The following is a 24,234-nucleotide window of genomic DNA, read 5'->3' on the forward strand; positions in this document are numbered from 1 at the left end:
TCCTTATTTGACTTCCTTGATTGAAAAGCGACGTGTCGGGTTGCCGACCTTGCGATACTTCTCGACGATGTCGGGATGGTCGATCAGCAGTTGACGGGCATCGACCGTCTCACGTCCCTTGACATTCTTCCATTCGACGATGTGGTTGCGTCCGAGCCCGATTTCAGCGTTACCGATGAGTGCCTTGAGTTTGTTCTCCGCGTCGAGCTTGTCCGTCTTGGCGGCGTCCATCCGCTCACTGGCTTCGTGATATTGCTCGATGAGCGTTTCCGCCTCGTCCGGCAACTCCGTCTCCGATTCGTTCTCGGCCTGTGGGAACATGGCGCCGATCAGCGTGACCGAGGCGTTCGAACCATCGAACGGCGGTGGCACTTTCGGGAGCACATGGTTGTTCCAAAAGTTAGAGGCGGCGTCAATCATCAGTTCGATGAGCTCTTCGTCTCGCTCGACCGTCTTGTGGATGAAGCGTTGGCCACCGATGAGGACAGCGATGTGTGCCCGCTCATAGCCGGTGACGGCCAGGTAATGCATCACTTGGATGAGGTATTCCATCGGGACGTGCTCGCCTTCCCATTCCTTGGCCCGATATGCGGATGAGGTCTTACATTCGATGATTTCGGGTTTTCCGATGACGATACGGTCAAGGTTCGCGATGAGGTAAGGATGATCAGGGTGACTGAGCATCCGTGTGTCGTTGCCGACCGCTAGGCCGGTTCGTGTACCGAACTCTTGAGCCACCACGTCTTCGAGCATGTTGCCCCAGTACGCGGCCTCGCTCGTCTCGTCTTCATGTGGGGACTCGCCAACTTTATCGAGGTACACGCCCATCGGGGATTTGTACTTGTTCAACCCGAGGATGCCCGCGATATCCGAGCCGCCGATTCCGTTCCGACGAAGCTCTAGCCAGTCTTCTCGGCTCATGTCTTTCGTGTCGGCGATTGGGATGGCGTTCGTTTTGATTTGAGGGTTCATCGTGTCGCCTCCTTGGGTACGTCTTCGATTGGGATGCAGTTGTCCATCACATAGATATCTGCCTTAGAACAGCCACCTAAACTTAAATCCACTTTCACGTCAGCTTTGTATGTCGCGATAACTGCCGTGAACGCTCTTGAATCAAAACCGACTTTGTAAAGTCTTCCGTCAATATCTTCATATACTCCAACCCATTCGTCCGGCTTGTCGCGCATCGCTTGGCGGACGTCGAAGGGTTTCGGGATGTACCAGTCGCGTCTCAAGATGCGGTCGATTGTCATTAACCTTGGCGTTCTTTGTTGTGCATGAGTTGATACTGGCGAGCTGTATAAATCGCCAGCAGCTATAACGAACTCAGAAAACTCGTTATTGTGGAAGGAAAACACTACTTTTCCGTCTTTCAATCGTTCGAGTGCTTGCCAACCGTCAATCTTTTCGTATCGGTCGAGGTTCATACCGCTGTTCCTCCCTGTTCTTTGAGCATCGTCTCGTAGCAGACGTGCTTGACGCGCTGGGCACCGTATTCTTGTGCGAGTCGTTCGTAGCGAAGCTCGACCTCACTTTTCGGCTCGTCTTGTGCGAGGACTTCCTGCCATTCGACCGCTTGGTCGATCTGCGTGATGGCGTCTCCAATCGGGCCTGTGATGTTGGCGTTGAGGCTACCGAGTTTGACGATGCGTTCACGGATGTCATCTAAGTCGGCGGCGATGTCGTTCAGTTCGTTGATTTTGTCGTAGGCGTTCATTTGCGTTTTCCACCTTTCTTCTTTTGACGCATGCCTTGCTTACGAGATGATTTTCGGCTTTCTAGAAAACGGCGATGTTTGCTATACCGGTCCATTTCAGTGTCGAGATGAGCGTATTTACGAGCGTGTCCCCAAATGTCCAGGTTCATCAATACTCTTCCTTCTGGAATGTCTGCTCGAACAGTTCCTGCAGCTGGCGTAGCGTATTGAACACGCCCTGCTCGTAGCTGTAATCGAGGTCCTTGCCGTGCAACTGCTCGACGGCGTCGTTCGCCTCGACGCGGAGTTGCTTGATATGGTGATGGAAGCAATCGAGTTGTTCCTCGCGCTCCATGAGGCGTTCGTTATCGGCGGTCATGCGTCATTCCCCCTGCTTGTGTAGTCGAGTGTCGCCGTGATGCCGACGAGCACGAGTGTGACGACGGATGTGACGAGCCAGTACTCCGTTTGGTTGAGGAGCATCGTGAGGGTGAAGCTGATACAGGCGGCAAGCCCGAGCGACGTCATGATGATGTCCGTTTGGCGTGTGGTGAGCATGTCGTTCTCCTATCCCGAGGTGATCCGTGGTATACTCAAGGTGTCTAGTTCAAGAGCGTGCGGGGAATTTACCTCGTGCGTTTTTTTGTTTACTTTTCGTGTTGGTCGAGCCATTTATAGAGCGCCGCCCGCTCGATGAGTACCTTGCCGTCGACCTTGATATGCGGCATCCCGTTCGTCCGAAGGTGCTTGTCGACCGACCAACGGCTCATATGCAGTTCCTCGCACACTTCGTTGATGGTCATATACTCGCGATGCGGCTTGGCGTACTGTTGCATCACCTTGGCGACGGCGTCCTCGACGAGTAGCGAGAGCGCTTGTGTGTCAAACATAGGTAGGCTCCTTTCAGTCGCTATGAATCTCATTTAGCAATTTTGCGGCTGTTAACGCTTTGATAAGTCGATCGATGTCTTGTTGATCCAAAAGGACGGCCTCGTCATTGACATCTAGTAACGTCAATTTCGTTTCATCGCCCAGTGCCGTATTCAACGTAGTGACGAAAACCACAGGTCCTCCGTGAGTTTGAACAGCGATTTCGTCGCGGCCCATAAGTTCATCCGTTTTCATGACTCGTACCTCCGATTCGTTTTAAAGTGATTCGAAATCCATTTCGATTTGATCGTTTAATTGATGGATAGCCATTCGATTCTCGGTGCTCGGCGTCCATTCGCGAATGAAAACATTAGCTTCCTGGAGTCGAACGCGAGGGAGATCACCTTTCAACACGATGCCAAAATAATTTTTGAACTCCCGCCAAAATTGAGCGAATACCGTCTGGCGAAGCGAAGCATCCCGATAGGCTCGCGAACCTTTCCCGCCTAAAGAGGCAACAACTCTCTTGTTTGCTGAGTTTGCCATCGAACGCTCATCGCGAGACGACAATCTCATCTCACTTTTTAACAACTTGACATCTTGTTCGATGTCTCCAGTTTTCTCAATTAGATCGGCCACCCCTCGGAACAATTGCGGAAGAGAGTCATTTGCTTTTTGTGGAAGTTGAAACCGTCCTGTCTCCCGAATTTCTCGAAGGATGTGTTTAACCACCTTCTTCATTTGTTTAGCGATTGGTTTTCTAGACTGGAAGAAGACCTCATATAGACCGTCCTCGGTTAAAAACCAAACTTCTTGCGAACCACCAGGGGTCGAAACATTGCTTCGAACCTTTTCGTCTTCGTCGACAGTTTTAATCATCATGTGAACCGCCGTATGTTCAATCCATTCGGCCACGTCCTTTGCAAGGAACAATGGTTGCTCTTCACTACCGTAAATATCAATTTCGCGCCCGAGCACCTCTTCTGTATGAATCACGCGAAGTTCTTTAGTCCGGCTCGCCACTTCCATAATTTGAAACGTTGGTGTTTTGAATTCGTTCATTGCGTATCACTCCTTGTATGATTTACTTCAAAATCGGGTAATTAATAGTAGGATGTTGCTGTTTTAGCAACCCTGGTTCATAGGAAATCCGTGACCTCGCACTCGTAGAGTGCAGCTAGTTTAAATAACTCGTCTCCCCGGAATTTATGAAGACCATTTTCACGTTTAGACAATGGCGAAGCTGTACGGAATCCCAAGTATTTGGCCGCTACATCCAGTGTAATTCGCTTTTGTCTGCGGATCTGCTTGACCTTGTTCAAGTCTACTGTCGGTTCGGCGTATTGAATCATGTGAGTCACCTCCTTGTTGCTGTTTTAGCAACCCTTTGTATCTTCATAATAGTTGCTATAATAGAGAAAGTCAACACTAATTTTCTATTTTAGAGAATATATTTTTCTAATTCGGAAAAAAGTATATGATAGAAGGGAGAATACTAAGATGGAGTTGGTCATGGTTATGAACAAGGGCTTTCGTGGGGACCGCTTAAAAGCGATGCGAGTAAGGAAGCACATGAGTTTAGATGCTTGTGCTGAAAAATTAGGGACGAACAAAAGTACACTCTCTCGTATTGAAAACAACAAAAAAACTGTAGATTCTGAAATGTTTGCTGCTATTCTCGAACTATTAGGCGGGACGGCAGACTATTATATGGGGAGGGTCGAAGACCCGTTCATTACACACGCCGAATATATTGATCAATTAAAAAAATATCATTTAATAGGAGGAGACATGTTCGCTCCAGATAAGTTAGATGAACTTTCCCAAGAGAGATTTGAGGCATTACTAAAATTTGCGCGCGACCAGTATCTACTCAATCAGCTCGAGAAGGAATCAAAAAAAGAGAACAAATGATGAAAGAGCCTTACACCGAAGTGGTTGGCTCTTTTTTGGTAACTCTATGGGTGATTTCTTCTTGGGTGTAGATATACATAACTTGTTGTTGATCATCCCAGAACCAACCGATGACTTCCTTGACGGCCTTCCCGGACACGACTGCAATCTTATCTGGCATCTTGATATCCTGCAAAGAAATCCCTCCGAATACGAACGCACGTTCTTATTTGTGTGTCTTTAGTATGATTCATACCCAACAAATTTTCAACTATATTCCCAATATCAACAAGATTATTGTTTCGACAAGTGAAAATTGAGTGTCGAACATTCGATACGAAACTTAATCTACCATATATGGGTATATATAGTTGTAGTGATACAATTGAATCGAATAATTGAAAGAGGTGATTTTATGTTGGCTTTTCTAGGACAAACGGCAATGATTATTTTTGTGTTTGTTTTCATTTTTCACATGGCCGCACGTAGGGAAGTATCGAAAGACGAAGACAGAGGCGTTGAAAGTGCTCCGCGTATGCTAAAGATGAAACGCATCACCGGTCAAATAATGGGGGTCGCGGGTTTGGTATTCCTCGCAACTCTTGCGTTAGGGAACGATGAAGCTGATCCGAAAGAAGAAGTGGTTGCTCAAAATGACCAATCAAAAGAAAAACAGATCGAAGAAGTAAATTATTCAGAATTGGCTCGAACCGCGGCAAACGTTTCTGAATTAGAAGCGGCCCTTAAACAACTTGACCAGTCGGTCGATTCAGTTCGGCTTGAGGGAGACTTGGCCGTTATCAGTTACGATAGCGAGGAGGCAGTATGGAGCGAGAATACAATGGTGAAAGAGTTCGCAACTGACTCAACAAAGATACTGGAGATACTACATGCCAATCCAAATTTCGGGGATGCGGCATTTGAGCGATTTGGTACACTTGTTGATGATAAAGGGAACGAGAGTGAGTCTGGACTTATCAAGGTTTTGTATCTCGAATCTGAATCCAGTCAACTGAATTTCAAAAACTTTACAGACATGGTATATGGGGATGCGGCGAAATTTTATAACAACGCAACAGGTTATGCAATTAACGGAGCAATTTATACTAAAATCGAAACAGAACTTCAATACAATATGAAATGGGCGAATGATCCCAAGACTGACGTCTACAACGTTTATTTTTGATCTAATTTCGTGCACAGTAACGTGCACACTTACCGCCCATGCACAGGCGAATTCACAGTTTTTCCAACAACTTTCTTACAAATTCAAGACCATCAACCCGCATAACGGCGCGAATTCTCAAGCGTTCTCATTCCCACGAAAAACCAAAATAGAAATGGTAATGCTGCAGCACGAGTTCGATTCTCGTCGGAGGCATCAAATGGATTCCGTGACACGGACCAACACAAGCACTTTCTCAAACTATTGAGAAAGTGCTTTTTTATAGTCGATCGTCCATTCTTATATTCCAATAAATGGTATGATGGATAAATACTTATATAAAGGAGACTCGATATGAAACGTTTCATCATTCTACTTGCTGCCGTCGCCTTATTGGCCGCCTGTACCGAACAGACGACAGATCGTACGTCTGACTCACCCCCGAAAACTAAAAATGTCGTAATCGATGTATCCGAGACACAACCTTTCTCCGAGCCCGTCCCGACCGAAGAAGAAGTCACAATCTTTTTAGGGTATCTTGAGTCTCTGAGCAGTGATACGCTCGGCGCGTTGCGCGAATCAGAGCAGGCAATTTTCCCCTGTGGGATGTCTTGTGAAGACCGTCCGCTCGACGAAATCTCTACGCAAATCGACAGTAACCTGGAAGAACTCGAATCCGTCCGTGCCGACATTGATGAGATTCTCCCGGCACTTGACCACTTGTTGTCATCTGACGCCTCAGGCATCGACCGCGAGGGGTTGACCTCTGTATTGAACGAACTCACTTACATTAGTGAGACGTTGACACGATTTATAGAAGGTGACGATTGGGAATCTTGGGAACATGCCCGTACCAAATTGAATCATCTGTCATCGATGATGAAAGGCATCGCCATTAACCTAAGTGGTGTATGACAGCATATCAACTAGATATATCGCTCTCATCCAACCCCGGGTGAGAGCTTTTTCCGTCTAGTCATGGAAACTGTCTTGACACGGTTTCCGTTCCTCTATAAACTTGTAAAGTTGACAGAATGAATGATTTGGAAGGAGTACGATCCCCATGCTCAATGAATGGTTATGGATTCCTTCTGCCTTGCTCACGCTCGGTCTGCTCGTCCTCAGTTATAAGCTGTTCGGACGTGTCGGACTGTTCGCCTGGATCGCGATGGCCTCGGTCGTCGCCAACATCCAAGTGACGCAGCAGATTGTAATCGGTGGTTTCATCTTTACTCTCGGGAATATCGTCTACGGTTCCCTTTATTTAGCGACTGACATCTTGAATGAAAAATATGGTCGTCACACCGCCCGTAAAGGCGTCTGGCTCGGCTTCTTCATCTTGATCGTCTCGACGGTGCTCATGCAATTCGCATTGCTCTATGAGCCGTTCGAAGAGGCGCTGTTCATGCATGAGAGTTTCGAGGCGCTGTTCTCGATGCTACCGCTCATCACGCTCGGTAGTCTCGCGGCGTACCTCGTCTCACAGCTGTTCGACGTCTTCATCTATTCGAAGATTCGTGCCAAGACCGGTGAGAAGAAACTGTGGCTCCGGACGACCGGTTCGACCGTCGTCTCACAGTTCATCGACACGCTCACGTTCTGTACGATTGCCTTCTGGGGCATGGAATGGGACATCTGGTGGAATATCTTCATCACGACATACGTCGCCAAGTTCATCATCGCTTGGATGGCGACGCCGTTCATGTATTACGCAAAACGGACCGTCCCACAGGAAGACGAGACAGAAAAAGCAGCCTAAACAAAACCGCGAGCCGATCGGCTCGCGGTTTTTACTTTCCCTTGATATGAAGCCGCACCGCATAAGGGCGTGCATCTTCAAGCGACGATTTCTCCCGACAAACGGTGAGCGCCACGTACGCGTCGATGGCGAGCGCCTCGATGGCCTCGTCCGTTGCCTCGACCTCTAGTATGGTGTAGGGCGGCAGTTGCTCCAACTTGACCCACTGCCCGTGTAGATTTTTCGCGTAGATGATTGGTTCGTCGATCGAATAGCGTCGGAGTAAGTCCTTGACGTTCATACGATCCCTCCTCTATCCACTCTGTCTTCTCATTATAGAAAGCGATTGCATTTCTGTAAACCGCGCTTCCTAAATTTTGGTGCATTCAACGCTTCACGATTCGCCAAAAATAGCCGATAATCAAGGTAGAGAAATGAGGTGAACCGATGCGCTATCGACGACAAGAAACGTTTCGTTATATTTTACCGAACCCCCGCTTCATCCCATATCGCCTCATCTGGGAAGACAAAGAACTTCATGACGGGGAAGCACAACTGCTCAATATCAGCGCCCACGGTCTGAAGATGCGGTGCGATTACTTATTTCCACTTTCTGAAGGATTGAAAGTCCAAGTCAAACTCGACCTCGTCCCGTTGATTCAACCGCTCGACCTGACGGGTCACGTACGGCACCGTGGACAAATGGGGAGCCTGTATGATTACGGGATTCGACTCGATTCGAACTCTGACGAGACCCAGCAACTCGTGACGATGATTAAAGCGTATGCGCGCGAAAACCAATGAGAACGTGTCGATTGACACTTCTCATTTTTTGTTCGCTTGATTCCGGGGTATACTAAAAGAAACAGAGACAGACTCGAGGTGTAGGGCATGACTAGAAAGTTTTTACTCATTCCGTGGGCCGCTGCGATCGCCATCGCGCTCCTCGGCCCGAACGAACCGTTCTCGAGCCGGTTTTTGCTCGATTTCATCACGTATAATACGGACGCCTATGAAGGGTATTCGCTTTCCCTTTTCAGCATCCTAGGCGTTTATCCTCTCGCCTTGTTCCCGCTTCTTTGGTCCGAGGTGAACCAGTTGCGCCCGAACCCGCTCTTACCGGCAGCGACCGGTTTCGTCGTCGGCGGCTTCATCATCGCCCCGTATTTGGCGTTCGCGCGGCAGTCGCCTTATCCGACACCGATCAAACCGCTCCCGACACGATTGCTCGGGGTGTTGCTCTTGCTCGTCACGATCGGCTTGTTCATCGCCGCGTCGACGACCGGGAACGTGGCCGAGTATTGGTCATATGTCGAACAGAACCAGTTCGTCCGGACGATGACGGTCGATTTCTTCTTGCTCGCCTTCATCCAAATCACGTTGATGAACCGGGATGCCAAACGTTATAAGATGAGCTTGTGGCCGCTACCTTACATTCCCTTGTTCGGTTTGTTGTTCTGGCTGATCATTCGCCATAAACAACCGTTCAACGAGGCACCGCCAAGCTGACAAAAAATGAAATGAACCGAGCCCCTTTCGCATTCGCGTTAGGGGCATTTTATCGAAAATGGGATGACGGTTCCCAAATCGGGCCAGCTCCTATATACTGAGAATTCAGCTTACAGACGAAAGAAGGTACACATATGAGATTTTTTAAAGTGATGACGCATACGAACGATAAAGCCGAAGAGATCATCTTGAGCGAATATTTCAAGATCAATGACAAACAGGCCGATCAATTTTTGAAAGACACGCTCGAGCTCGACATGTATGACCAGAAAGTGACACTCAAAGAATGTCAGGTCGCGAAAGACCGTTGGGAGTGCCCAGTCGGAGATTTCGTCGTCGTCGAATACTTCAATGAAAAAGAGTTCGACAAAATGAATGAGTTTCGGAGCCCGGCACCGAAAAAATAATGCCATAAAAAGGCTTTCCGATTTTTGCCGGAAAGCCTTTTTTGTGGATACTCCCTCATTGAAGTCTCCTTATTTTGATTCTTTGTCGTCTTCTTCAGGTGCCGGGTCCGGATGTTGCGTCGGAGCCGGTTTTGTAGCCGGGTTTGATTCCTCATCCGGTACTGGGTCCGGGTGAACCCCTGGTTGTGATTCATCACGTTTCATTGAGCATCCCTCCTCTGCATAATGGACTAATTCCACATTAGGCAGTGTGCAAAACATCAGTGTATGTCTTTGTTGCCGATCACACGACGCGAGATGGCTTTCTCGATTTCGACGATGACAAAGACGATGAGACCGAACGCGACCGGATAAATCCAGTCTTGCAGTTCAAGTGGTGCCGTACCGAACAGCGTGTGCATGAACGGGACGTACGTAATGAACAGCTGGAGCCCGATCAAGAGTGCCGACACGAGGAAGGCGATCTTGTTGTCAAAGAAGTGACGGTTGAACGCCGGCGCGAGCTCGGTCCGACAGTTGAACAAGTGGAACAGTTGCGCCATGACAATCGTATTGAGCGTGATCGTCTGCAACTTATCGGTCGAGTAATCGAAATCGCCGAGCATATAGTTGATGACTAGACTACCGCCCCCGATTAAAATCGAGACGAACGTGATGCGGAAGACGTAGTAGCGACTCAGCAACGGCACGTTCGCGGGACGCGGTGGCCGTTTCATCGTGCTCTCTTCGAGCGGCTCGAAGGCGATGGCGAGCGAGAGCGTGATGGCGACGACCATGTTGACCCAAAGGATTTGGACCGGACTGAGTGGTGCCGCGGCGCCCAATAAGATACTCATTGCGACGAGGAGTGCTTGTCCCCCGTTTGTCGGTAGCAAGAACAAAATCGTCTTCTTCAAGTTGTCATAGACGCGACGACCTTCACGGACGGCGTTGTAGATCGTCTTGAAGTTGTCATCGACGAGGACCATCTGCGAGGCCTCTTTCGCGACTTCCGTTCCTTTGATCCCCATCGCGACCCCGATGTCGGCCCGTTTCAAGGCCGGTGCGTCATTGACACCATCTCCGGTCATCGACGTGATTAAGCCGTTCTGTTGCAATCCTTTGACGAGACGAAGTTTATCGTTCGGGCTCGTCCGGGCGAAGACGTCATTATGAACCGACGCCTCTTTGATTTCTTCGTCGGACATGTTCGTCAATTCTTTCCCTTCGAGGGCGCCCTCGACTTCCATACCGAGTTCTCGGGCGATGGCGACGGCCGTGTCTTTATGGTCGCCGGTGATCATCTTGATACGGATCCCCGCGTCACGGCAAGCCGCGACCGCTTCGATCGCTTCTTGACGTGGCGGATCGACGATGCCGTAGAGGCCGAGGAATGTGATGCCGTTCTCGACGTCTTCATGGTCGACCGTCTCTTTCGAGGCTTCGACGCGTTTGAAACCGCCCCCGAGCACGCGTTGTCCGCGGTCGGCAATTTCTTTTCGTTTTTCATCCCAATAGGCACGGTCGAACTCCGTGTCTTCCGCCATATCGAACAGGCGGTCCGGTGCCCCTTTGATGAAGATCATCCGCTCTCCTTTATAGTCGACGAGCGTCGCCATATATTTGTACTCCGAATCGAATGGAATCTTCGAGATGACGTCCAAACGTTCGATCGGCCGCTCCGCTTTTTCAGCGAGCGTGAGCAAACATGCTTCCGTCGGGTCACCATTGACGACCCATTCGCCGCCCTCTTCATACAGCTGGGCGTCGTTACATGTTTTCCCGACCGTGAGAAGGTCGATCATCGACTCATCATCATCTAAATCGAACGGCTGACCGTTCAGTTCTAAATCACCGTCCGGGGCGTATCCACTCCCTGACACTTCGATGTCGTGTTTGGCCGTGACGACTTGTTTGACGGTCATCTCGTTTTTCGTCAACGTCCCGGTCTTATCGGTACAGATGACCGATACGGCGCCGAGCGTCTCGACCGACGGCAAGCTGCGGACGATGGCTTTCTTCTCGGCCATGTTCCGGACACCGAGCGCGAGGATGATCGAGATGACGGCCGGTAATCCTTCTGGAATGGCGGCGACGGCAAGACCAATCGTCGTCAGCATCAACTCGATCGGGTCGAAATCGCGGACGAAGTAACCAAATGCGTAAATGACGACCGAGATGACGAGGATGGCGATGGATACCGTCTGACCAAACTTCGTCGTCTGGCGGATGAGCGGCGTCTTCACCGTCTCGACTTCAGCAATCGAGGCGTTGATTTGGCCGAGCTCCGTGCCTTCTCCGATGGACGTGACGATTGCTTTCGCACTTCCCGTCGCCACGCTCGTACCCGAATAAATCATGTTCTTGCGATCACCGAGGACGGCGTCTTCCGGTACGACTTGAATTTTCTTCTCGACCGTCGTCGCTTCACCTGTCAACGCCGATTCCTCGACTTTGAATTTCTCGGCTTGAATGACACGGGCGTCAGCCGGCACTTTATCACCGGCGGCAAGGACCAAGATGTCTCCGACGACGAGGTCGCTCGAGTCGACTTGGATTTGCTTGCCGTCACGGATGACGCTCGCCTTCGTCTCGAGTAATTTTTTGATTCCTTCTAACGCCTGCTCGGCCTTGTTCTCTTGGAGATATCCGACGACGGCGATAACCGTCACAACGAGCACGATGACGATCGTGTCGATGTACTCCCCTAGAAAGCCGGTGACGACAGCGGCACCGAGCAAGACGAAGACCAGAATATCATTGAATTGACGCAAAAATTTTATGATTTCAGGTGTCTTCTCTTTCTCGGGCAGCACGTTTTTCCCGTACTGTTCCTGCCGACTTGACACTTCCCCTTTCGACAGACCACTAGATGTGTCCGTCTCGAGCGAACTCTTTACCGCATCCGGTTCGAGTGCGTGCCAGTTTTTTGTCTCCATCTGCATCTCTACTCCTCCTTGGTCATTCCTATATGGAAAGTCTTTCCCCTTTCTCTTCCCAATCCGGGCCGGACTGACACATATGAGCTTGTTTTTTCGCTAATTTTACAGCTGAATTCGTTCACAATTTTCCAATTCGTCAGTTGGAAACGCTACCATCAAAAAAAGTCGTGTCAGATGGATGAAATGGCTTTACAGAACCGTTCGGATGGTTAACTATAGAGGAAATATAGAACAGAGAGAAAGAGGTACACCGTATGATCATTATTCAAGGGATCGCACTTTTACTGTTGATTCTTGCCTTATTCACGTTATTCAGTTACAAAGCCCCGTTTGGGATGAAAGCGATGGGCGCCTTGGCCGGCGCCGCCATCGCGAGTTTCTTGGTCGAGGCGTTCAACGCTTACGCCATCGGCGGTTTGCTCCCGCTCCCTTTATATGAGGAAGTCGGACAGGCGGCTGGTTCTTTGTCCGGCCCTGCCGCAGCCGCGCTCGTTTCGATCGCACTCGGGATCAATCCGGTCTACGCGCTCATGCTCGGTCTATCGGTCGCCGGCTTCGGCATTCTTCCTGGCTTTTTCGCTGGATACATCCTTGCCCTTGTCGGTCGTAAACTAGACCGTCATTTACCGGCCGGTGTCGACATGATTTTCTACGTGATCGTCATGGCTCCCCTCGCTCGCCTCGTGGCGACAGGAGTCGATCCGCTCGTCTCGAACACATTGTCGCAAATCGGTGCGGTCATCGAACTTGCCGCGACGCAAAACCCCGTCGTGATGGGACTTGTCCTTGGTGGGATTGTCACAGTCGTCTCGACGTCGCCACTCAGCTCGATGGCACTCACCGCCATGCTCGGTTTGACAGGTGTGCCGATGGCCATCGCCGCCCTCGCGTTGACAGCGTCGATCTCGATGAACTTCTTGCTGTTCAAGCGTTTGAACATCGGGACGAAGAAAGATCAACTATCGGTCGCGATTGAACCGCTCACGCAAGCCGATCTCATCTCGGCGAACCCGATCCCAATCTACAGCGTCAACTTCGTCGGTGGCGCCATCGCCGGACTCATCGTCGCGATGACCGGCATGGTGAACGACGCGCCAGGTTCTGCTGCCGGGATTCCGGGATTGCTCGTCATGTACGGCTTCAATGATTGGCAGACCGTGACCGTGACGGCGCTCATCTTGTTCGGCGTCGGCATCATGGCCGGACTCGTCGGCAGTAAACTGTTCAGTAATTTCCCTATCACTCGCCAAACCGAAAAAATGGCCGCTCCCGACGAAGAGGCCGCTTGATACAAAAGGTTCTCACTCCATCTCGAGTGAGAACCTTTTGTTATCGTTCTGCTTGCACCTCGGCGACCGTCTCTTCGACCGGTGTCCGATAGAGTGGAAAGAAATCAGATGGTCCGTAGCGGAGCAAATGGTCTTGATTCAACCGGTGGTAAACCGCCTCATCGAGCACGGACTGTCCGATATAGTATGTGAGCGGCTCATCCCCTGAGAAGCTCTGCTTGAAGTCATAGAGCGCATCTTCCCCGGTCGCTCCGCCACCGAGATGTACGTATGCTTTCTCTTTCTCGGCCGCGTGGCGGATCATCTCGCGGAACAAGAAATGGTTCGGTCGCAGCGCCAAGTAGTTCGCGTCCGAGCCTCCGAGATGATAATGCGCCCCATCGTCCCCGAACAACATGAACACGCCTGCCACGATGACGCCCTCATGGACAGCGAATAACAGCTCCGTTTCGCATGTATCGCTGTTCCACAGGTCCTCGAAGTATCGGTCCGAGAAATAGTACGCCTCGTTCGCTGCTCGACGGTCCATCGTCGCCCGATAAAGCCGGATGAATTCACATAGTTCATGGGTCTGCCCTTGTACCGCCGTCACTTGTTCACGGATAGCCCGCTTCACGTTTCGTTTCGTCATTTTACTGAAGCGTTGCTCGAGTTGGTCGAACGGGTCATCGAGCCGGACGTGCACCGTTTGACGAATCGGGACGGCTTGGCCGAAGGCACACATCAAATCCTGGTCGAAGCGGCAAGGATGATATCGAATCGTCTCAGTAACCGTGGCTTGATTCTCAGGACGTTTTAAAAAGAGACGTCTAGCCTCTGCGACGTCCTTGTTCGAAAAGTTGCCTTCACGGAACGGGCCGCCATAACCATACGCCGTAACGAGGTCATCATGACGATGTGCAATTGGACGACGGATGTATGGATACAACAAGATGCCGTCCTCTTTGGCCGCAATATACAACTCAGGCTGCTCGCCCGGTTCACAGTTGGCCAATACATAATCGTAATGATCGTACGAATCACAACTGACCTCCCGCAACCAGTTCTCCCACTCCCATCGATTTTTCACAATCTGATTGAACATCATCCGTTCCCCTCTTCCTTTAAGTCGTCATTGTTTAAAGTGTGACAGGACAGTCTGGAGTCGTTTCCTATGTCCTGTTCCCATTCAAAGCTGACTATTTGAAGGAGGGGAATAGCTTTTTGTTGTTAACAAACATGAAGCGAGCTTGTTCATTCACAATAAAATCATAGCGATTTCTTTGAGATTTTAAAAAGGACGACCTCGCCAATGGCGTCAGGTCGTCCTTCATGATTATGACTTGAAGTCGAGGACACGTTGAAGCCGTGATGCTTCACGAGCCGTTTCGATGACTCTCGTCGTCAAGAGCGCTTCCCGAAGCGGCACGAGCGGATGACGTGTCATATAACTATCCGCCAGCGCCCGGTAGAAGGACAAATACTCACCTGCTTCGATGTCGATTGTCGATTCAACATCTGTGACGACCGTTCCACTCTCACGGTCGGGACATCGCACTTCCCCGTTCCGGAGACACGCCTCTTGCGGATCGAGTCCAAACTTCAAGAAACTGCCTTCCGTCCCGTGCACTTCGAACCGCGGCGCCTCGATGGCGATGAACGGGTTCGAACGCAGATATACCCGTTTTTCTCCATAATACAGGGTCAGATGGAAGCCGTCGTCAGACTGACCTCCTTTACGTTGAATCATAACATCTGCCGACACTTTGTCGGGTGCACCGAACAAGACGAGCGCTTGATCGATCAAATGGCTACCGAGGTCAAACAATATCCCTGCTCCCGGCCCCGCATTCTCGCGCCACCGATCCCGGACGACCGGACGGAACCGGTCGAACCGTGACTCGATCACTTTCCAATCGCCGAGTCGTTTTTCCTCGAGCAGTCGTTTGACCGTCAAGAAGTCTCCGTCCGTCCTTCGATTATGGAAGACGTTGACGATTCCGGCACTGGCCTGTTCGCGTGCAATCAACGCCTCTCCTTCCTCTGTCGTCAAGAACGCAGGCTTCTCGACGAGAACATCCTTCCCTTCCTGTAAACAACGTTCCACCATGTCCTTATGTAAATGGGACGGCGTCGTGACGATGAACAAGGTCGCCTCAGTCGCGAGAGCCTCGTCTAGCGTTGCATATACCGCGACATCGCCAAGTACGGCTTGTACGTCCTCAGGTCTTGATGAGACGACACCGGCGACCTGGAAGTCATCCAGCTCCTGTAAAAATGGTAAATGAAATGTCGTCGCGGAAAAACCGAAGCCGACAAGAATCGTTTGAATCATACCGTTCTCCTCCTATCCATTCGCCTCTCAGTATATCAAAAAAAGGAGTCAATCGACCCCTTATGCACTGACACTCTCATCCATGCTGTATTCAAACGTGTTATACCCGTCCCGTGAGTCCACGAAGACGAAGCCAAACCGTGGATAATAACTGTTCAAGAAATCATTATCAGCCACACAATCAAGCCGGACCGGCTCCTGTGTGTCGGCTTCACGTAAGACGTGCTCCATCAGTTGTTGACCGACGCCCCGCCCCTTCAGCCGTTCACTGACAACGATTCGATGGATGTATTGACCGCGCTCGCCATCTTCCCATAAGCTATGGTCCCAGTCATCTGCCGGAAGTAAGGCGATCGAGGCCAATACCGATCCATCTTGCTCGTACACATATACATATCCCGAGGTGATGTCTGTCTGCACCCGATCTATGAGGTCTTGCTCCAAATATTCCGCCCATTGATCGCTACCTTGTTGTTTTAGCGCTACGGCTCGTTGTTCGATAAGGTCCGCGATGTGTTTGGCATCGCGTTTCGTCGCGAGTCGAATCATAACGTCCTCCTTTGTATTACAGTATTTGAAATACAAATATAACGGACCGTTTCGACTCTTTTCAACCATCCTGCTCACATTACGTAAATGGGACGACCTCGCCGCCGTTCAAACGATAGCTGTACGTCATCGTCGCGTTCAGACTGTGCGACACCGAACAGTAGCGATCGACGGACAACTCGATGGCGCGGCGGACCCGTTCTTCGGGCATATCCCCTTCGAGGACGTATAAGATGTGGATGGCCGTGAACTTCTTCGGATGTTCTGTCGCCCGGACGCCGTCGATTTTCATCTCGAACCGCTCGAGCGGCAAACGCATCTTATGCAGAATTGAGACGATATCGATGCCTGTACAGGCGGCCGTCGCCTGCAACAGCATCTCGGTCGGTCGTGGACCCGTGTTGAGACCACCGACGTCCTCCCCGGCATCGAGCGTCACGTCATGACCTGACGGCGTCGTCGTCTGGAACGCCATCCCTTGTTTCCAATTCACTTGTAAATGCATCTTTGTCTCCTCCTTATGTTTCGATAGCTTACTATTCCCTTGAATGAGGTATTATTAATCTATGCACTGAAATTGTCGTTTAGGGAGTTGGTCGCTTGGATTGGTCGGTCATTATTAGTTGGGGGCTGTATATCGTCCTCGGATTGAATTTATTGTTCGCGTTAGCCGTCATCTTCGCGGAGCGCCGCGATGTCGGGGCGACGTGGGCGTGGCTTCTCGTCTTGTTCTTCTTGCCAATTATCGGGTACATCATCTATCTCTTCCTAGGCCGACAGTTGAAGAAGGACAACTTCTTCAACTTGAGCGTCGAAGAGCGCTCGTTCCACGCGCTTCAAGTCGAGAGTCAAATCGAACAGATCCGCCGGAAAGAGACCGCTTTGGCTCAACCGGTGTTCGAAAAGTACGAGCAACTGCTCGAGATGAACTTGCGATCGTCGAAGTCACTCATCAGCGTCCATAACAAATCTGCCATCATGCATGATGGCGAACAGAAGTTCAAAGCGCTCATGGACGATATCCGCAGCGCCGAAACCGAGATCAACATCCAGTACTACATCATTCAACGCGACGCGCTCGGGAAGGCGCTGATCCACGAACTAATCGAACGCGCCAAGGCGGGCGTCAAAGTCCGGCTGTTATATGATGCGGTCGGTTCGCGCAGCCTCCGTGACTCCGATTTTAAAGAATTGATCGCACACGATGGCGAGGTCCGCGTCTTCTTCCCGCCGACGCTCGGATTGATCAACTTCAAGTTAAACAACCGCAATCACCGCAAAGTCGTCATCATCGACGGCAAGATTGGTTATGTCGGTGGCTTCAACGTCGGCACCGAGTATCTCGGCCTGGTCGAGAAGTTCGGATACTGGCGTGACACACACCTCCGCGTCGAAGGGGACGTCGTCTACCATTTGCAACATCGATTCATTCTCGATTGGAACTATTCTGGCAGCAAACATCATGACCCGGAGAACTCGTTCTGTTTCGCACGCCACGACATCAAGGACAAGTCGCCGATGCAAATCGTGACGAGCGGACCGAACTCCGACACGGAACATTTGAAAAACATGATGATCAAGATGATCATGTCGGCGAAACATCGTGTCATCATCCAGACGCCTTATTTCATCCCGGACACGAGCTTCATGGACGCCTGTAAGATGGCACTTTTGTCCGGCGTCAAGATGGACATCATGATTCCAGGAAAGCCCGACCACCCGTTCGTCATGTGGGCGTCGCTATCGTTCCTCGGCGAATTGCTCGACTACGGGGCGAACGTCTATATGTACGGGCAAGGCTTCCTACACGCCAAGACGCTCGTCGTCGATGATGAGATTTCGACCGTCGGGACGACGAACTTGGATGCCCGCAGTTTCCGATTGAACTTTGAAGTGAACGCCGTCATTTATGATCAGCGGGTCGCGCTCGAACTCGCATCACTGTTCGAGTCAGACGTCGCCGTCAGCCGCAAATACACGGTCGACGACTATGCGGCCCGGAAATGGACCGTCCGGATGCGCGAAGGCGTGTCACGATTGCTCAGTCCAATCTTATAAGTTCTGATCACGCTAACTACCCCATCGTATCGGCCAAGTATGCCAACGCGATGGGGTATCTTTATATTCGTAAGTCGAGAGCTATGTACTCACACCAAGCTGTGTCGATTTCTCGTCATATTCTAAAATTTGCTAGCATTTAAAAGAATACTCGCTAGTTTCTTCCCGAATTAGGGTATAAAGTATCAGTACGAACGTCCTACACTACCGCTTCGGCTAGGAAAGGAGGAAGTATGCGTTCACGCATATGTCATACAATGGCTGATCAAGAACGGACTCATCATGACACTCACACCACGAAACCCGATCCTTCCTCATGGGACCAGCTCCCGATCGGCCTGTTCGCATTCAATCGTGACGGGCAGATCGTCAGCTATAACGAATCATTCGTTCATTTACTCGGGATGCTTCCGACCTCGATTGTGATGTTCGAGCGATGTAGTTCTTCTTCGTTCGACTTCTCAGGCGCCATTCGGAACGTCTTGAACGGGGAGACGATTCGCATGGCCGGCTGGTATAAAGCACCAGAACGGCAGGCTCGCTTCATCCAAACGACGATGTCTCCGAGTTTTTCCGCGGACGGACAACTTGACGGCGGCGTCGGCATTTTAGAAGACGCGACCGAGCAACGTCGTTATGAAGAACGCATGGAACACCTGTCCTCACTCGATCCGCTGACAGAGCTGTATAACCGGAAGAAAGTCGGGGACGTTCTCTCGTCGACGGCTCAGGAGACGGTCGACACAAGGGCGCCCGCCGCTGTCATCATGCTCGATATCGACTATTTCAAACTTGTCAACGATACGTTCGGCCATCCGACCGGAGACCTCGTCTTACGTTCGATTGCCCAATTGCTCAGGCGCAACATCCGCAAGTCGGACTCGATTGGCCGCTGGGGTGGTGAGGAATTTTTAATCGTCGCCCCACAGTCAACGCTTGCTGACGGTGTGCAACTCGCCGATAAGCTCCGAAAAAAGATTAACGCCGAGCCGTTCGGTCCCGTCCCGCGCGTCACTTGTTCGTTCGGCGTCAGCGCCCTTGAAGATGGGAAGACGGTCGAACAGGCGCTTCAGGATGCGGACGAGGCGCTGTATGTCGCCAAGAACCTCGGCCGTAATCAAGTGTCGAGCAAGCGATAGTTTTGAAAAAGGATGCGTTCGTGCATCCTTTTTTTGTGGACAGACGATTCCGTCAAGTTGGCTTGCCTTTACAAACTTGAGGTAGATGATGCCAGAGCATTCAATCGGTCATCAGTCAGTGAAACATATTTGTGAAAAAAACAAAAAGGGATGATCGTCTGCCTCGAACAGATTCTCATCCCTTTTTCTCATTCGTATGTTAAAGCGTGATACGAACTCCTTCAACTCTTCTGCCATATGCGCAAATGAGTTCGCAGATTGCGCAATCTCTTCCATCGAACCGAGTTGGTTCTCCGTCGTCGCCACTTGCTTCGAGGCTACTGAGTTCTCATCGGCGATAGGTCAACTTGCTTGCTGTCCTTGCACGGTCATCCCCCTTATCCATAAAAACGGACGCGATCTGCTCTGGCCGCGTCCGTTCATGCGCCGACGATGGCGTCGTGATTCCCTTTCGTCCACCCGTAGGCGACTTCGCGCAGAGCGAGTTCCCCGAACAAGCGCTCTTTCGCATCGATGACTTGCCCGTCACGTTGCTCATAGAACGTGCGGTAAGGGTTCAATTCGAGCGCCCAAATGATGAGCCCGTGATTCGACATCGCTTGGATCGCTCGCTCCAGCAATAGCGAACCAATCCCGTTACGCTGATGGTCCTCTAGAATGTAAATCGCATAAATCTCATTCGGATGGTCCGGATATTCGCCCGTCCGTTCTTCCCCGTAAAGAACGAACCCGACGATTTCCTCTTCGACGATGGCGACAAACCCTTCGACTTCTCGTTTCGCGAGGGCGCTGCGGACCTTTTCAGACCACTCGATCGCGTTCGAACCGAGCTGCAAGAGAAAGTCGGTCGGCACAATTCCCCGATAGGTTGTGCGCCATCCGTTCACCCTCACCCGCGCAATCCCGTAAGCATCTTTTGGCTCGGCTTTCCGTATGAGCATCCGTACCCCCTCCTTAGCGTAAGTTTTACAAGTATTTTACCACAAATCACCCAATCGAAATCAGACTTCTTCCAGATTTGACTGACAATCATTTGACAAAAAACGACCGTAGGAAATCCTACGGCCGTACTGGTCAAGCGACGTTACGCGTTGTTGTAGCTTGCGTCTCCGTCAATGGTTTTTTCAAGAATGACAAGAGCAGTGCTCCAATCAAGGCTCCGGCGAGAATCGCGAGGGCGTAAAGTCCCATGCTCATGACGACGTTTCCAGCCCCTTCAAGAAGTGGGAAGACGAAGACTCCACCGTGTGGCGCTGGCAATTGGATCGCGAAGAAGGCTGACAATCCACCAGCGATGGCTGATCCGAGAATCGCTGACGGCAATACCCGAATCGGGTCGGCCGCTGCAAACGGGATGGCCGCTTCCGTGATGAACGAGGCACCCATGATATATGCTGTCTTCCCGGCTTCACGTTCTTGTTTCGAGAACTTTTGACGGGCGAACACAGTCGAAGCGAATGCGACGAGAAGCGGTGGTACCATCCCACCGGCCATGACAGCTGCCATGATTTCTTGGTTACCGGCAGTGAGTGCAGCTGTACCAAAGACGTAGGCTGTCTTGTTAATCGGACCACCCATATCGACGGCCATCATGCCACCGACGATGATACCAAGCAAGATGGCGTTGGCGCCGCTCAGGCTGTTCATGACATCCATCAACCATGTCATGAAGGCTGCGATTGGTTTATTGACAACAAGTAACATGATCATACCGGAAATAAATGACCCAAGTAACGGATAGAGCAATACCGGTTTAATTCCTTCAAGCGAGGCCGGTAGTTTAGAAAGTGCTTTAACCAAGAAGAGGACGACATATCCGGCAAGGAAACCAGCGATGAGTCCGCCGAGGAATCCGGCGCCACCTTGGCTGGCTAATAAACCAGCGACAAGACCTGGTGCGAGACCTGGACGGTCGGCGATTGACATCGCGATGAAACCCGCAAGAATCGGGACGAGGAAGCTAAAGGCTGCCCCACCGATTGTGTTGAGTTGCGCCGCAAATTCATTGAATGACGGGTCATCCGGATTTGCCGAGTTGATGCCCCAGAAGAAGCTGATGGCGATCAAGAGACCACCAGCGACGACGAGTGGGAGCATCGCGGATACACCGCTCATCAAGTGCTTGTAGATGCCTGTGCGCTGTTCTTTCGTACCACCTGACGAACCGGTTCCTCGATACACCGGTGCGTCTTGTTTGACGGCCCTGTTGATCAACTCTTCTGGCTTCCGGATGCCTTGGGCGACCGGGACTTCGATGACATGTTTTCCGGCGAACCGGTCCATCTCGACGGCTTTATCAGCCGCGACGATGATGGCTGTCGCTTTCGCAATATCAGCCGCTGTCAATTCATTCTTGACGCCGGTCGAACCGTTCGTCTCGACTTTGATATCGACACCCATCGCTTCCGCTTTCTGCTTCAAGCTATCGGCGGCCATGTACGTGTGAGCGATACCCGTTGGACAAGCCGTGACAGCAAGGATGTAAGGTGCATCGGCTTGAACCGGTTTCGAAGCAACAGGAGCCGCCTCAGCCGCTTCTTTTTCTTCGATGGCCCGAATGACGTCATCTTCTGACGTAGCTGCATAGAGACGTTCTTGGAACGCTGGATCCATAAGGAAGACAGATAATTTCGAGAGTGTTTCCAAGTGTTCGTTATTGGCGTGTTCTCCAGCGGCGATCATGAAGAACAAGCGGCTGTTTTGGCCGTCGAGTGCTTCGTAATCGATGCCTTCCGAGCGTCCAAAGGCGATGGCCGGTTGTTTGACGGCCTTCGTCTTCGCGTGCGGGATGGCAATCCCTTCACCGAGTCCGGTCGTACTTTGTGCTTCACGTGCGAGGATGGCGTCGCGGTAGCCGTTACGATCCGATAGTTTGCCAGCGCGGTCGAGCACGTCGACGAGTTCTTCGATGACTTCGGCTTTCGAACGGCTGCGGAGATTCAGTTGAATCGTGTCCTTTTTAAGAAGGTCCGTGATATTCATGTTGTTTCCTCCAATCGAGATAGTGGGATGACGCTGACTTCGCCGACCAAGCGGTCCACGTCTTCTTTTGTGCACAGCCCGAACGTATATGCAGACGCGCTGCCGGTCGTGACCGCATAGCGGAACGCTTCGGTTGCGTCGTGGTCGAGAATGTTGGCGACGAATCCGGCGACGAGTGAATCGCCTGCGCCGACCGAGTTGACGAGTTTGCCGCTCGGTGTGTTCGCCGTATAGGCGCCTGAACTGTTGACGAGCATCGCACCGTCACCGGCGAATGAGACGATGACGTTTTGGGCACCGCGTTCGACCAACTGCTCCGCATACGGGAGCGCCTGTTCGAACGTCTCGATGTCTGTATCGAACAGTTCACCAAGTTCATGGTGGTTCGGTTTAATCATGAGCGGATTGAGTGAGAGGACTTCGAGCATCGCTTCCTTCGTCGTATCGACGACGAACTCGGCACCGTTTGCCCGCACCGTCTCAGCGAGCGTGCGGTAGAGTGTATCCGGCAGATTGCCCGGAATGCTTCCGGCGAGGACGACGATGTCGCCCGGTTGAACGTGATCGAACTGACGCGTCAACCGTTCAAGTTCCGTGTCCAAGATGACCGGGCCGCTCGCGTTCAATTCCGTCTCTTCTTGCGCTCGAATCTTGACGTTGATGCGCGTCTGACCATCGACTTCGACGAAATCGGTTTGGACGCCCTTGTCGGTCAGCGCCTTCTTGATGAAGTCTCCCGTCGTGCCGCCGACGAATCCTAACGCGACTGTGTCGACGTCATATTCACGTAAGACGAACGCGACGTTGATGCCTTTTCCTCCGGCCCGCTGCGTCGTCTCTTGAATCCGGTTGACTTCACCGAGGACGACTTCAGGGAGCGTCACGTAATAATCGATTGAGGGGTTCAGTGTTAACGTGTAAATCATTGGGCGTTCACCACCTTTGTGATTGATTGAATTGAACTGACGCTTGTCGAGTCGCTCCATGTGACGAGTGTAGCCGCTTCGAGCGGAGCCACCCGACTGAACGAACGTTTCCCGAATTTTGAATCGTCCGCCAAAATGTACGCCTCGCGAGCCAGTTCGATTGCTGTTTTTTTGACGAGTGCCTCTTCCGGGTCTGGGGTTGTGTACCCGGCCTCTAGGTCGACGCCATTGATGCCAAGAAAAGCGAGGTCGACCCGATAGTTCATCATGCTCTCCCGAGCGTTATAGCCGACGAGTGCCTGTGTCGACCGTTTCAACTCACCACCGATCACGAACGTCTTGATATCGAGGTCGAACAAGTCGTTGGCGATTGGTAAACTGTTCGTCACGACGATGACGTCTTTTCCATCTAAAAAAGGAACCATCGCTTGCGTCGTCGTCCCAGCATCGAGATAGACGGACATCCCGTCTTCGATGAATGTCGCGGCCTTCCGTGCAATCGCGACTTTTTCATCGACGTGTTGATCTCGTTTCTCCTCGAACGTCGGCTCTTCTTCGTAGCGGGCCACGAGCGTTGCGCCGCCGTGTACCCGTTCGAGATAACCTTCTGCTTCGAGGTCGGTCAAATCCCGGCGAATCGTCGACTCCGACGATGCCGTCAACTCGACCAATTCTTTCAATTTGACAATCTTTTGCTCCGACAGACGTTGCAAAATCAGTTGATGTCGTTGCTTCGTTAACATCATATTCCCTCCGTAGCTCTAATATAAAGCGTTTT

Annotated in this window: 32 protein-coding genes; 10 read left to right on the forward strand and 22 right to left on the reverse strand. The window is 51.3% G+C overall.

From position 1 onward, the window contains the following. Positions 1–3 precede the first annotated feature (3 nt). The 10 genes from KNP06_RS09665 to KNP06_RS09710 form a co-directional block, all read right to left on the reverse strand. Complete coding sequence (locus KNP06_RS09665; RefSeq protein WP_214788729.1) at positions 4–972, reverse strand: YqaJ viral recombinase family nuclease; 969 nt, start codon at positions 970–972, stop codon at positions 4–6. Next, positions 969–1,427 carry a hypothetical protein gene (locus KNP06_RS09670; protein ID WP_214788733.1) on the reverse strand — a complete coding sequence of 153 codons (459 nt, stop codon included), beginning with the start codon at positions 1,425–1,427 and terminating at the stop codon, positions 969–971. The genes KNP06_RS09665 and KNP06_RS09670 overlap by 4 nt, the downstream gene beginning before the upstream one ends. After that, entirely contained in the window at positions 1,424–1,717 is a 294-nt protein-coding gene (locus tag KNP06_RS09675) for a hypothetical protein (RefSeq protein WP_214788735.1), read from the reverse strand. The genes KNP06_RS09670 and KNP06_RS09675 overlap by 4 nt, the downstream gene beginning before the upstream one ends. Next, positions 1,714–1,866, reverse strand: coding sequence for a hypothetical protein (locus KNP06_RS09680; RefSeq protein ID WP_214788738.1), 153 nt, complete (start codon positions 1,864–1,866; stop codon positions 1,714–1,716). Before KNP06_RS09680 ends, KNP06_RS09675 begins: the two co-directional genes overlap by 4 nt. After that, entirely contained in the window at positions 1,866–2,075 is a 210-nt protein-coding gene (locus tag KNP06_RS09685) for a hypothetical protein (protein ID WP_214788741.1), read from the reverse strand. The genes KNP06_RS09680 and KNP06_RS09685 overlap by 1 nt, the downstream gene beginning before the upstream one ends. Then, positions 2,072–2,254 (reverse strand): hypothetical protein, encoded by a 183-nt coding sequence (locus KNP06_RS09690; RefSeq protein ID WP_214788744.1) that lies wholly within the window; start codon positions 2,252–2,254, stop codon positions 2,072–2,074. Before KNP06_RS09690 ends, KNP06_RS09685 begins: the two co-directional genes overlap by 4 nt. Before the next feature lie 89 nt (positions 2,255–2,343). After that, the gene (locus tag KNP06_RS09695) at positions 2,344–2,586 is read right to left on the reverse strand and encodes a helix-turn-helix domain-containing protein (RefSeq protein ID WP_214788747.1); all 243 of its coding nucleotides are present in this window, start codon (positions 2,584–2,586) and stop codon (positions 2,344–2,346) included. Between the two features lie 13 nt (positions 2,587–2,599). Next, complete coding sequence (locus KNP06_RS09700) at positions 2,600–2,821, reverse strand: hypothetical protein (RefSeq protein WP_214788750.1); 222 nt, start codon at positions 2,819–2,821, stop codon at positions 2,600–2,602. 21 nt (positions 2,822–2,842) lie between these two features. Further along, positions 2,843–3,628, reverse strand: coding sequence for an ORF6C domain-containing protein (locus KNP06_RS09705; RefSeq protein WP_251131569.1), 786 nt, complete (start codon positions 3,626–3,628; stop codon positions 2,843–2,845). A 77-nt stretch (positions 3,629–3,705) separates the two neighbouring features. Then, a complete protein-coding gene (locus KNP06_RS09710) occupies positions 3,706–3,918 on the reverse strand; it encodes a helix-turn-helix domain-containing protein (protein ID WP_214788753.1) in 213 nt (70 codons plus the stop codon). 148 nt (positions 3,919–4,066) lie between these two features. On the opposite strand from KNP06_RS09710, the gene KNP06_RS09715 reads away from it, so the two are divergent. Next, the gene (locus KNP06_RS09715; RefSeq protein WP_214788756.1) at positions 4,067–4,480 is read left to right on the forward strand and encodes a helix-turn-helix domain-containing protein; all 414 of its coding nucleotides are present in this window, start codon (positions 4,067–4,069) and stop codon (positions 4,478–4,480) included. Positions 4,481–4,490: 10 nt separating this feature from the next. On the opposite strand, the gene KNP06_RS09720 is transcribed toward KNP06_RS09715, so the two are convergent. Continuing rightward, complete coding sequence (locus KNP06_RS09720) at positions 4,491–4,655, reverse strand: hypothetical protein (protein ID WP_214788759.1); 165 nt, start codon at positions 4,653–4,655, stop codon at positions 4,491–4,493. A gap of 219 nt (positions 4,656–4,874) precedes the next feature. Between KNP06_RS09720 and KNP06_RS09725 the strand changes: the two genes are divergently transcribed. The 3 genes from KNP06_RS09725 to KNP06_RS09735 all read left to right on the forward strand — a co-directional run bounded on the left by KNP06_RS09725 (position 4,875) and on the right by KNP06_RS09735 (position 7,383). Next, entirely contained in the window at positions 4,875–5,645 is a 771-nt protein-coding gene (locus tag KNP06_RS09725) for a hypothetical protein (RefSeq protein ID WP_214788761.1), read from the forward strand. A gap of 333 nt (positions 5,646–5,978) precedes the next feature. After that, positions 5,979–6,539 (forward strand): hypothetical protein, encoded by a 561-nt coding sequence (locus tag KNP06_RS09730; protein ID WP_214711041.1) that lies wholly within the window; start codon positions 5,979–5,981, stop codon positions 6,537–6,539. Between the two features lie 148 nt (positions 6,540–6,687). Further along, complete coding sequence (locus tag KNP06_RS09735; RefSeq protein ID WP_034777482.1) at positions 6,688–7,383, forward strand: queuosine precursor transporter; 696 nt, start codon at positions 6,688–6,690, stop codon at positions 7,381–7,383. Between the two features lie 31 nt (positions 7,384–7,414). Here the strand turns inward: KNP06_RS09735 and KNP06_RS09740 are convergent, their stop codons facing one another. After that, positions 7,415–7,663 carry a hypothetical protein gene (locus KNP06_RS09740; RefSeq protein ID WP_034777481.1) on the reverse strand — a complete coding sequence of 83 codons (249 nt, stop codon included), beginning with the start codon at positions 7,661–7,663 and terminating at the stop codon, positions 7,415–7,417. A 146-nt stretch (positions 7,664–7,809) separates the two neighbouring features. Here KNP06_RS09740 and KNP06_RS09745 point away from each other — a divergent pair, with 146 nt between their 5' ends. The 3 genes from KNP06_RS09745 to KNP06_RS09755 all read left to right on the forward strand — a co-directional run bounded on the left by KNP06_RS09745 (position 7,810) and on the right by KNP06_RS09755 (position 9,278). Next, entirely contained in the window at positions 7,810–8,166 is a 357-nt protein-coding gene (locus KNP06_RS09745; RefSeq protein ID WP_034777480.1) for a PilZ domain-containing protein, read from the forward strand. An 87-nt stretch (positions 8,167–8,253) separates the two neighbouring features. Further along, positions 8,254–8,871 carry a hypothetical protein gene (locus KNP06_RS09750; protein WP_214711040.1) on the forward strand — a complete coding sequence of 206 codons (618 nt, stop codon included), beginning with the start codon at positions 8,254–8,256 and terminating at the stop codon, positions 8,869–8,871. Between the two features lie 134 nt (positions 8,872–9,005). Next, complete coding sequence (locus KNP06_RS09755) at positions 9,006–9,278, forward strand: hypothetical protein (protein WP_251129650.1); 273 nt, start codon at positions 9,006–9,008, stop codon at positions 9,276–9,278. Between the two features lie 69 nt (positions 9,279–9,347). Here the strand turns inward: KNP06_RS09755 and KNP06_RS15420 are convergent, their stop codons facing one another. After that, entirely contained in the window at positions 9,348–9,482 is a 135-nt protein-coding gene (locus KNP06_RS15420; RefSeq protein ID WP_034777478.1) for a hypothetical protein, read from the reverse strand. A 56-nt stretch (positions 9,483–9,538) separates the two neighbouring features. Beyond that, on the reverse strand, positions 9,539–12,202 hold the full coding sequence (locus KNP06_RS09760) for a cation-transporting P-type ATPase (protein WP_214711039.1): 2,664 nt from the start codon (positions 12,200–12,202) through the stop codon (positions 9,539–9,541). A 251-nt stretch (positions 12,203–12,453) separates the two neighbouring features. On the opposite strand from KNP06_RS09760, the gene KNP06_RS09765 reads away from it, so the two are divergent. Continuing rightward, positions 12,454–13,488: a PTS sugar transporter subunit IIC gene (locus KNP06_RS09765; RefSeq protein WP_214788764.1), complete on the forward strand. Its 1,035-nt coding sequence runs from the start codon at positions 12,454–12,456 to the stop codon at positions 13,486–13,488. Positions 13,489–13,528: 40 nt separating this feature from the next. Here the strand turns inward: KNP06_RS09765 and KNP06_RS09770 are convergent, their stop codons facing one another. The 4 genes from KNP06_RS09770 to KNP06_RS09785 all read right to left on the reverse strand — a co-directional run bounded on the left by KNP06_RS09770 (position 13,529) and on the right by KNP06_RS09785 (position 16,856). After that, complete coding sequence (locus KNP06_RS09770) at positions 13,529–14,572, reverse strand: lipid II:glycine glycyltransferase FemX (RefSeq protein ID WP_214711037.1); 1,044 nt, start codon at positions 14,570–14,572, stop codon at positions 13,529–13,531. A gap of 231 nt (positions 14,573–14,803) precedes the next feature. Further along, positions 14,804–15,802 (reverse strand): Gfo/Idh/MocA family oxidoreductase, encoded by a 999-nt coding sequence (locus tag KNP06_RS09775; RefSeq protein ID WP_214711036.1) that lies wholly within the window; start codon positions 15,800–15,802, stop codon positions 14,804–14,806. 60 nt (positions 15,803–15,862) lie between these two features. Next, positions 15,863–16,351, reverse strand: a complete 489-nt coding sequence (locus tag KNP06_RS09780; RefSeq protein WP_138859472.1) for a GNAT family N-acetyltransferase — start codon at positions 16,349–16,351, stop codon at positions 15,863–15,865. A 79-nt stretch (positions 16,352–16,430) separates the two neighbouring features. Further along, positions 16,431–16,856 (reverse strand): OsmC family protein, encoded by a 426-nt coding sequence (locus KNP06_RS09785; protein WP_214711035.1) that lies wholly within the window; start codon positions 16,854–16,856, stop codon positions 16,431–16,433. Positions 16,857–16,951: 95 nt separating this feature from the next. Between KNP06_RS09785 and cls the strand changes: the two genes are divergently transcribed. Together cls and KNP06_RS09795 are read left to right on the forward strand one after the other, a co-directional pair. Further along, a complete protein-coding gene (cls, locus tag KNP06_RS09790; protein WP_214711034.1) occupies positions 16,952–18,409 on the forward strand; it encodes a cardiolipin synthase in 1,458 nt (485 codons plus the stop codon). A gap of 233 nt (positions 18,410–18,642) precedes the next feature. Beyond that, on the forward strand, positions 18,643–19,548 hold the full coding sequence (locus KNP06_RS09795) for a GGDEF domain-containing protein (protein ID WP_214711033.1): 906 nt from the start codon (positions 18,643–18,645) through the stop codon (positions 19,546–19,548). 419 nt (positions 19,549–19,967) lie between these two features. Here the strand turns inward: KNP06_RS09795 and KNP06_RS09800 are convergent, their stop codons facing one another. The 4 genes from KNP06_RS09800 to KNP06_RS09815 form a co-directional block, all read right to left on the reverse strand. Beyond that, the gene (locus tag KNP06_RS09800; RefSeq protein ID WP_114167413.1) at positions 19,968–20,489 is read right to left on the reverse strand and encodes a GNAT family N-acetyltransferase; all 522 of its coding nucleotides are present in this window, start codon (positions 20,487–20,489) and stop codon (positions 19,968–19,970) included. A gap of 133 nt (positions 20,490–20,622) precedes the next feature. Further along, positions 20,623–22,530: a PTS fructose transporter subunit IIABC gene (locus KNP06_RS09805; RefSeq protein ID WP_214711032.1), complete on the reverse strand. Its 1,908-nt coding sequence runs from the start codon at positions 22,528–22,530 to the stop codon at positions 20,623–20,625. Further along, positions 22,527–23,456 (reverse strand): 1-phosphofructokinase, encoded by a 930-nt coding sequence (gene pfkB / locus KNP06_RS09810; protein ID WP_214711031.1) that lies wholly within the window; start codon positions 23,454–23,456, stop codon positions 22,527–22,529. Before pfkB ends, KNP06_RS09805 begins: the two co-directional genes overlap by 4 nt. Continuing rightward, on the reverse strand, positions 23,453–24,199 hold the full coding sequence (locus KNP06_RS09815; RefSeq protein ID WP_029595570.1) for a DeoR/GlpR family DNA-binding transcription regulator: 747 nt from the start codon (positions 24,197–24,199) through the stop codon (positions 23,453–23,455). Before KNP06_RS09815 ends, pfkB begins: the two co-directional genes overlap by 4 nt. Between the last annotated feature and the right edge of the window lie 35 nt (positions 24,200–24,234).

The sequence above is a fragment of the Exiguobacterium sp. s21 genome, assembly GCF_018617975.1.
Classification (GTDB): domain Bacteria; phylum Bacillota; class Bacilli; order Exiguobacteriales; family Exiguobacteriaceae; genus Exiguobacterium; species Exiguobacterium mexicanum_A.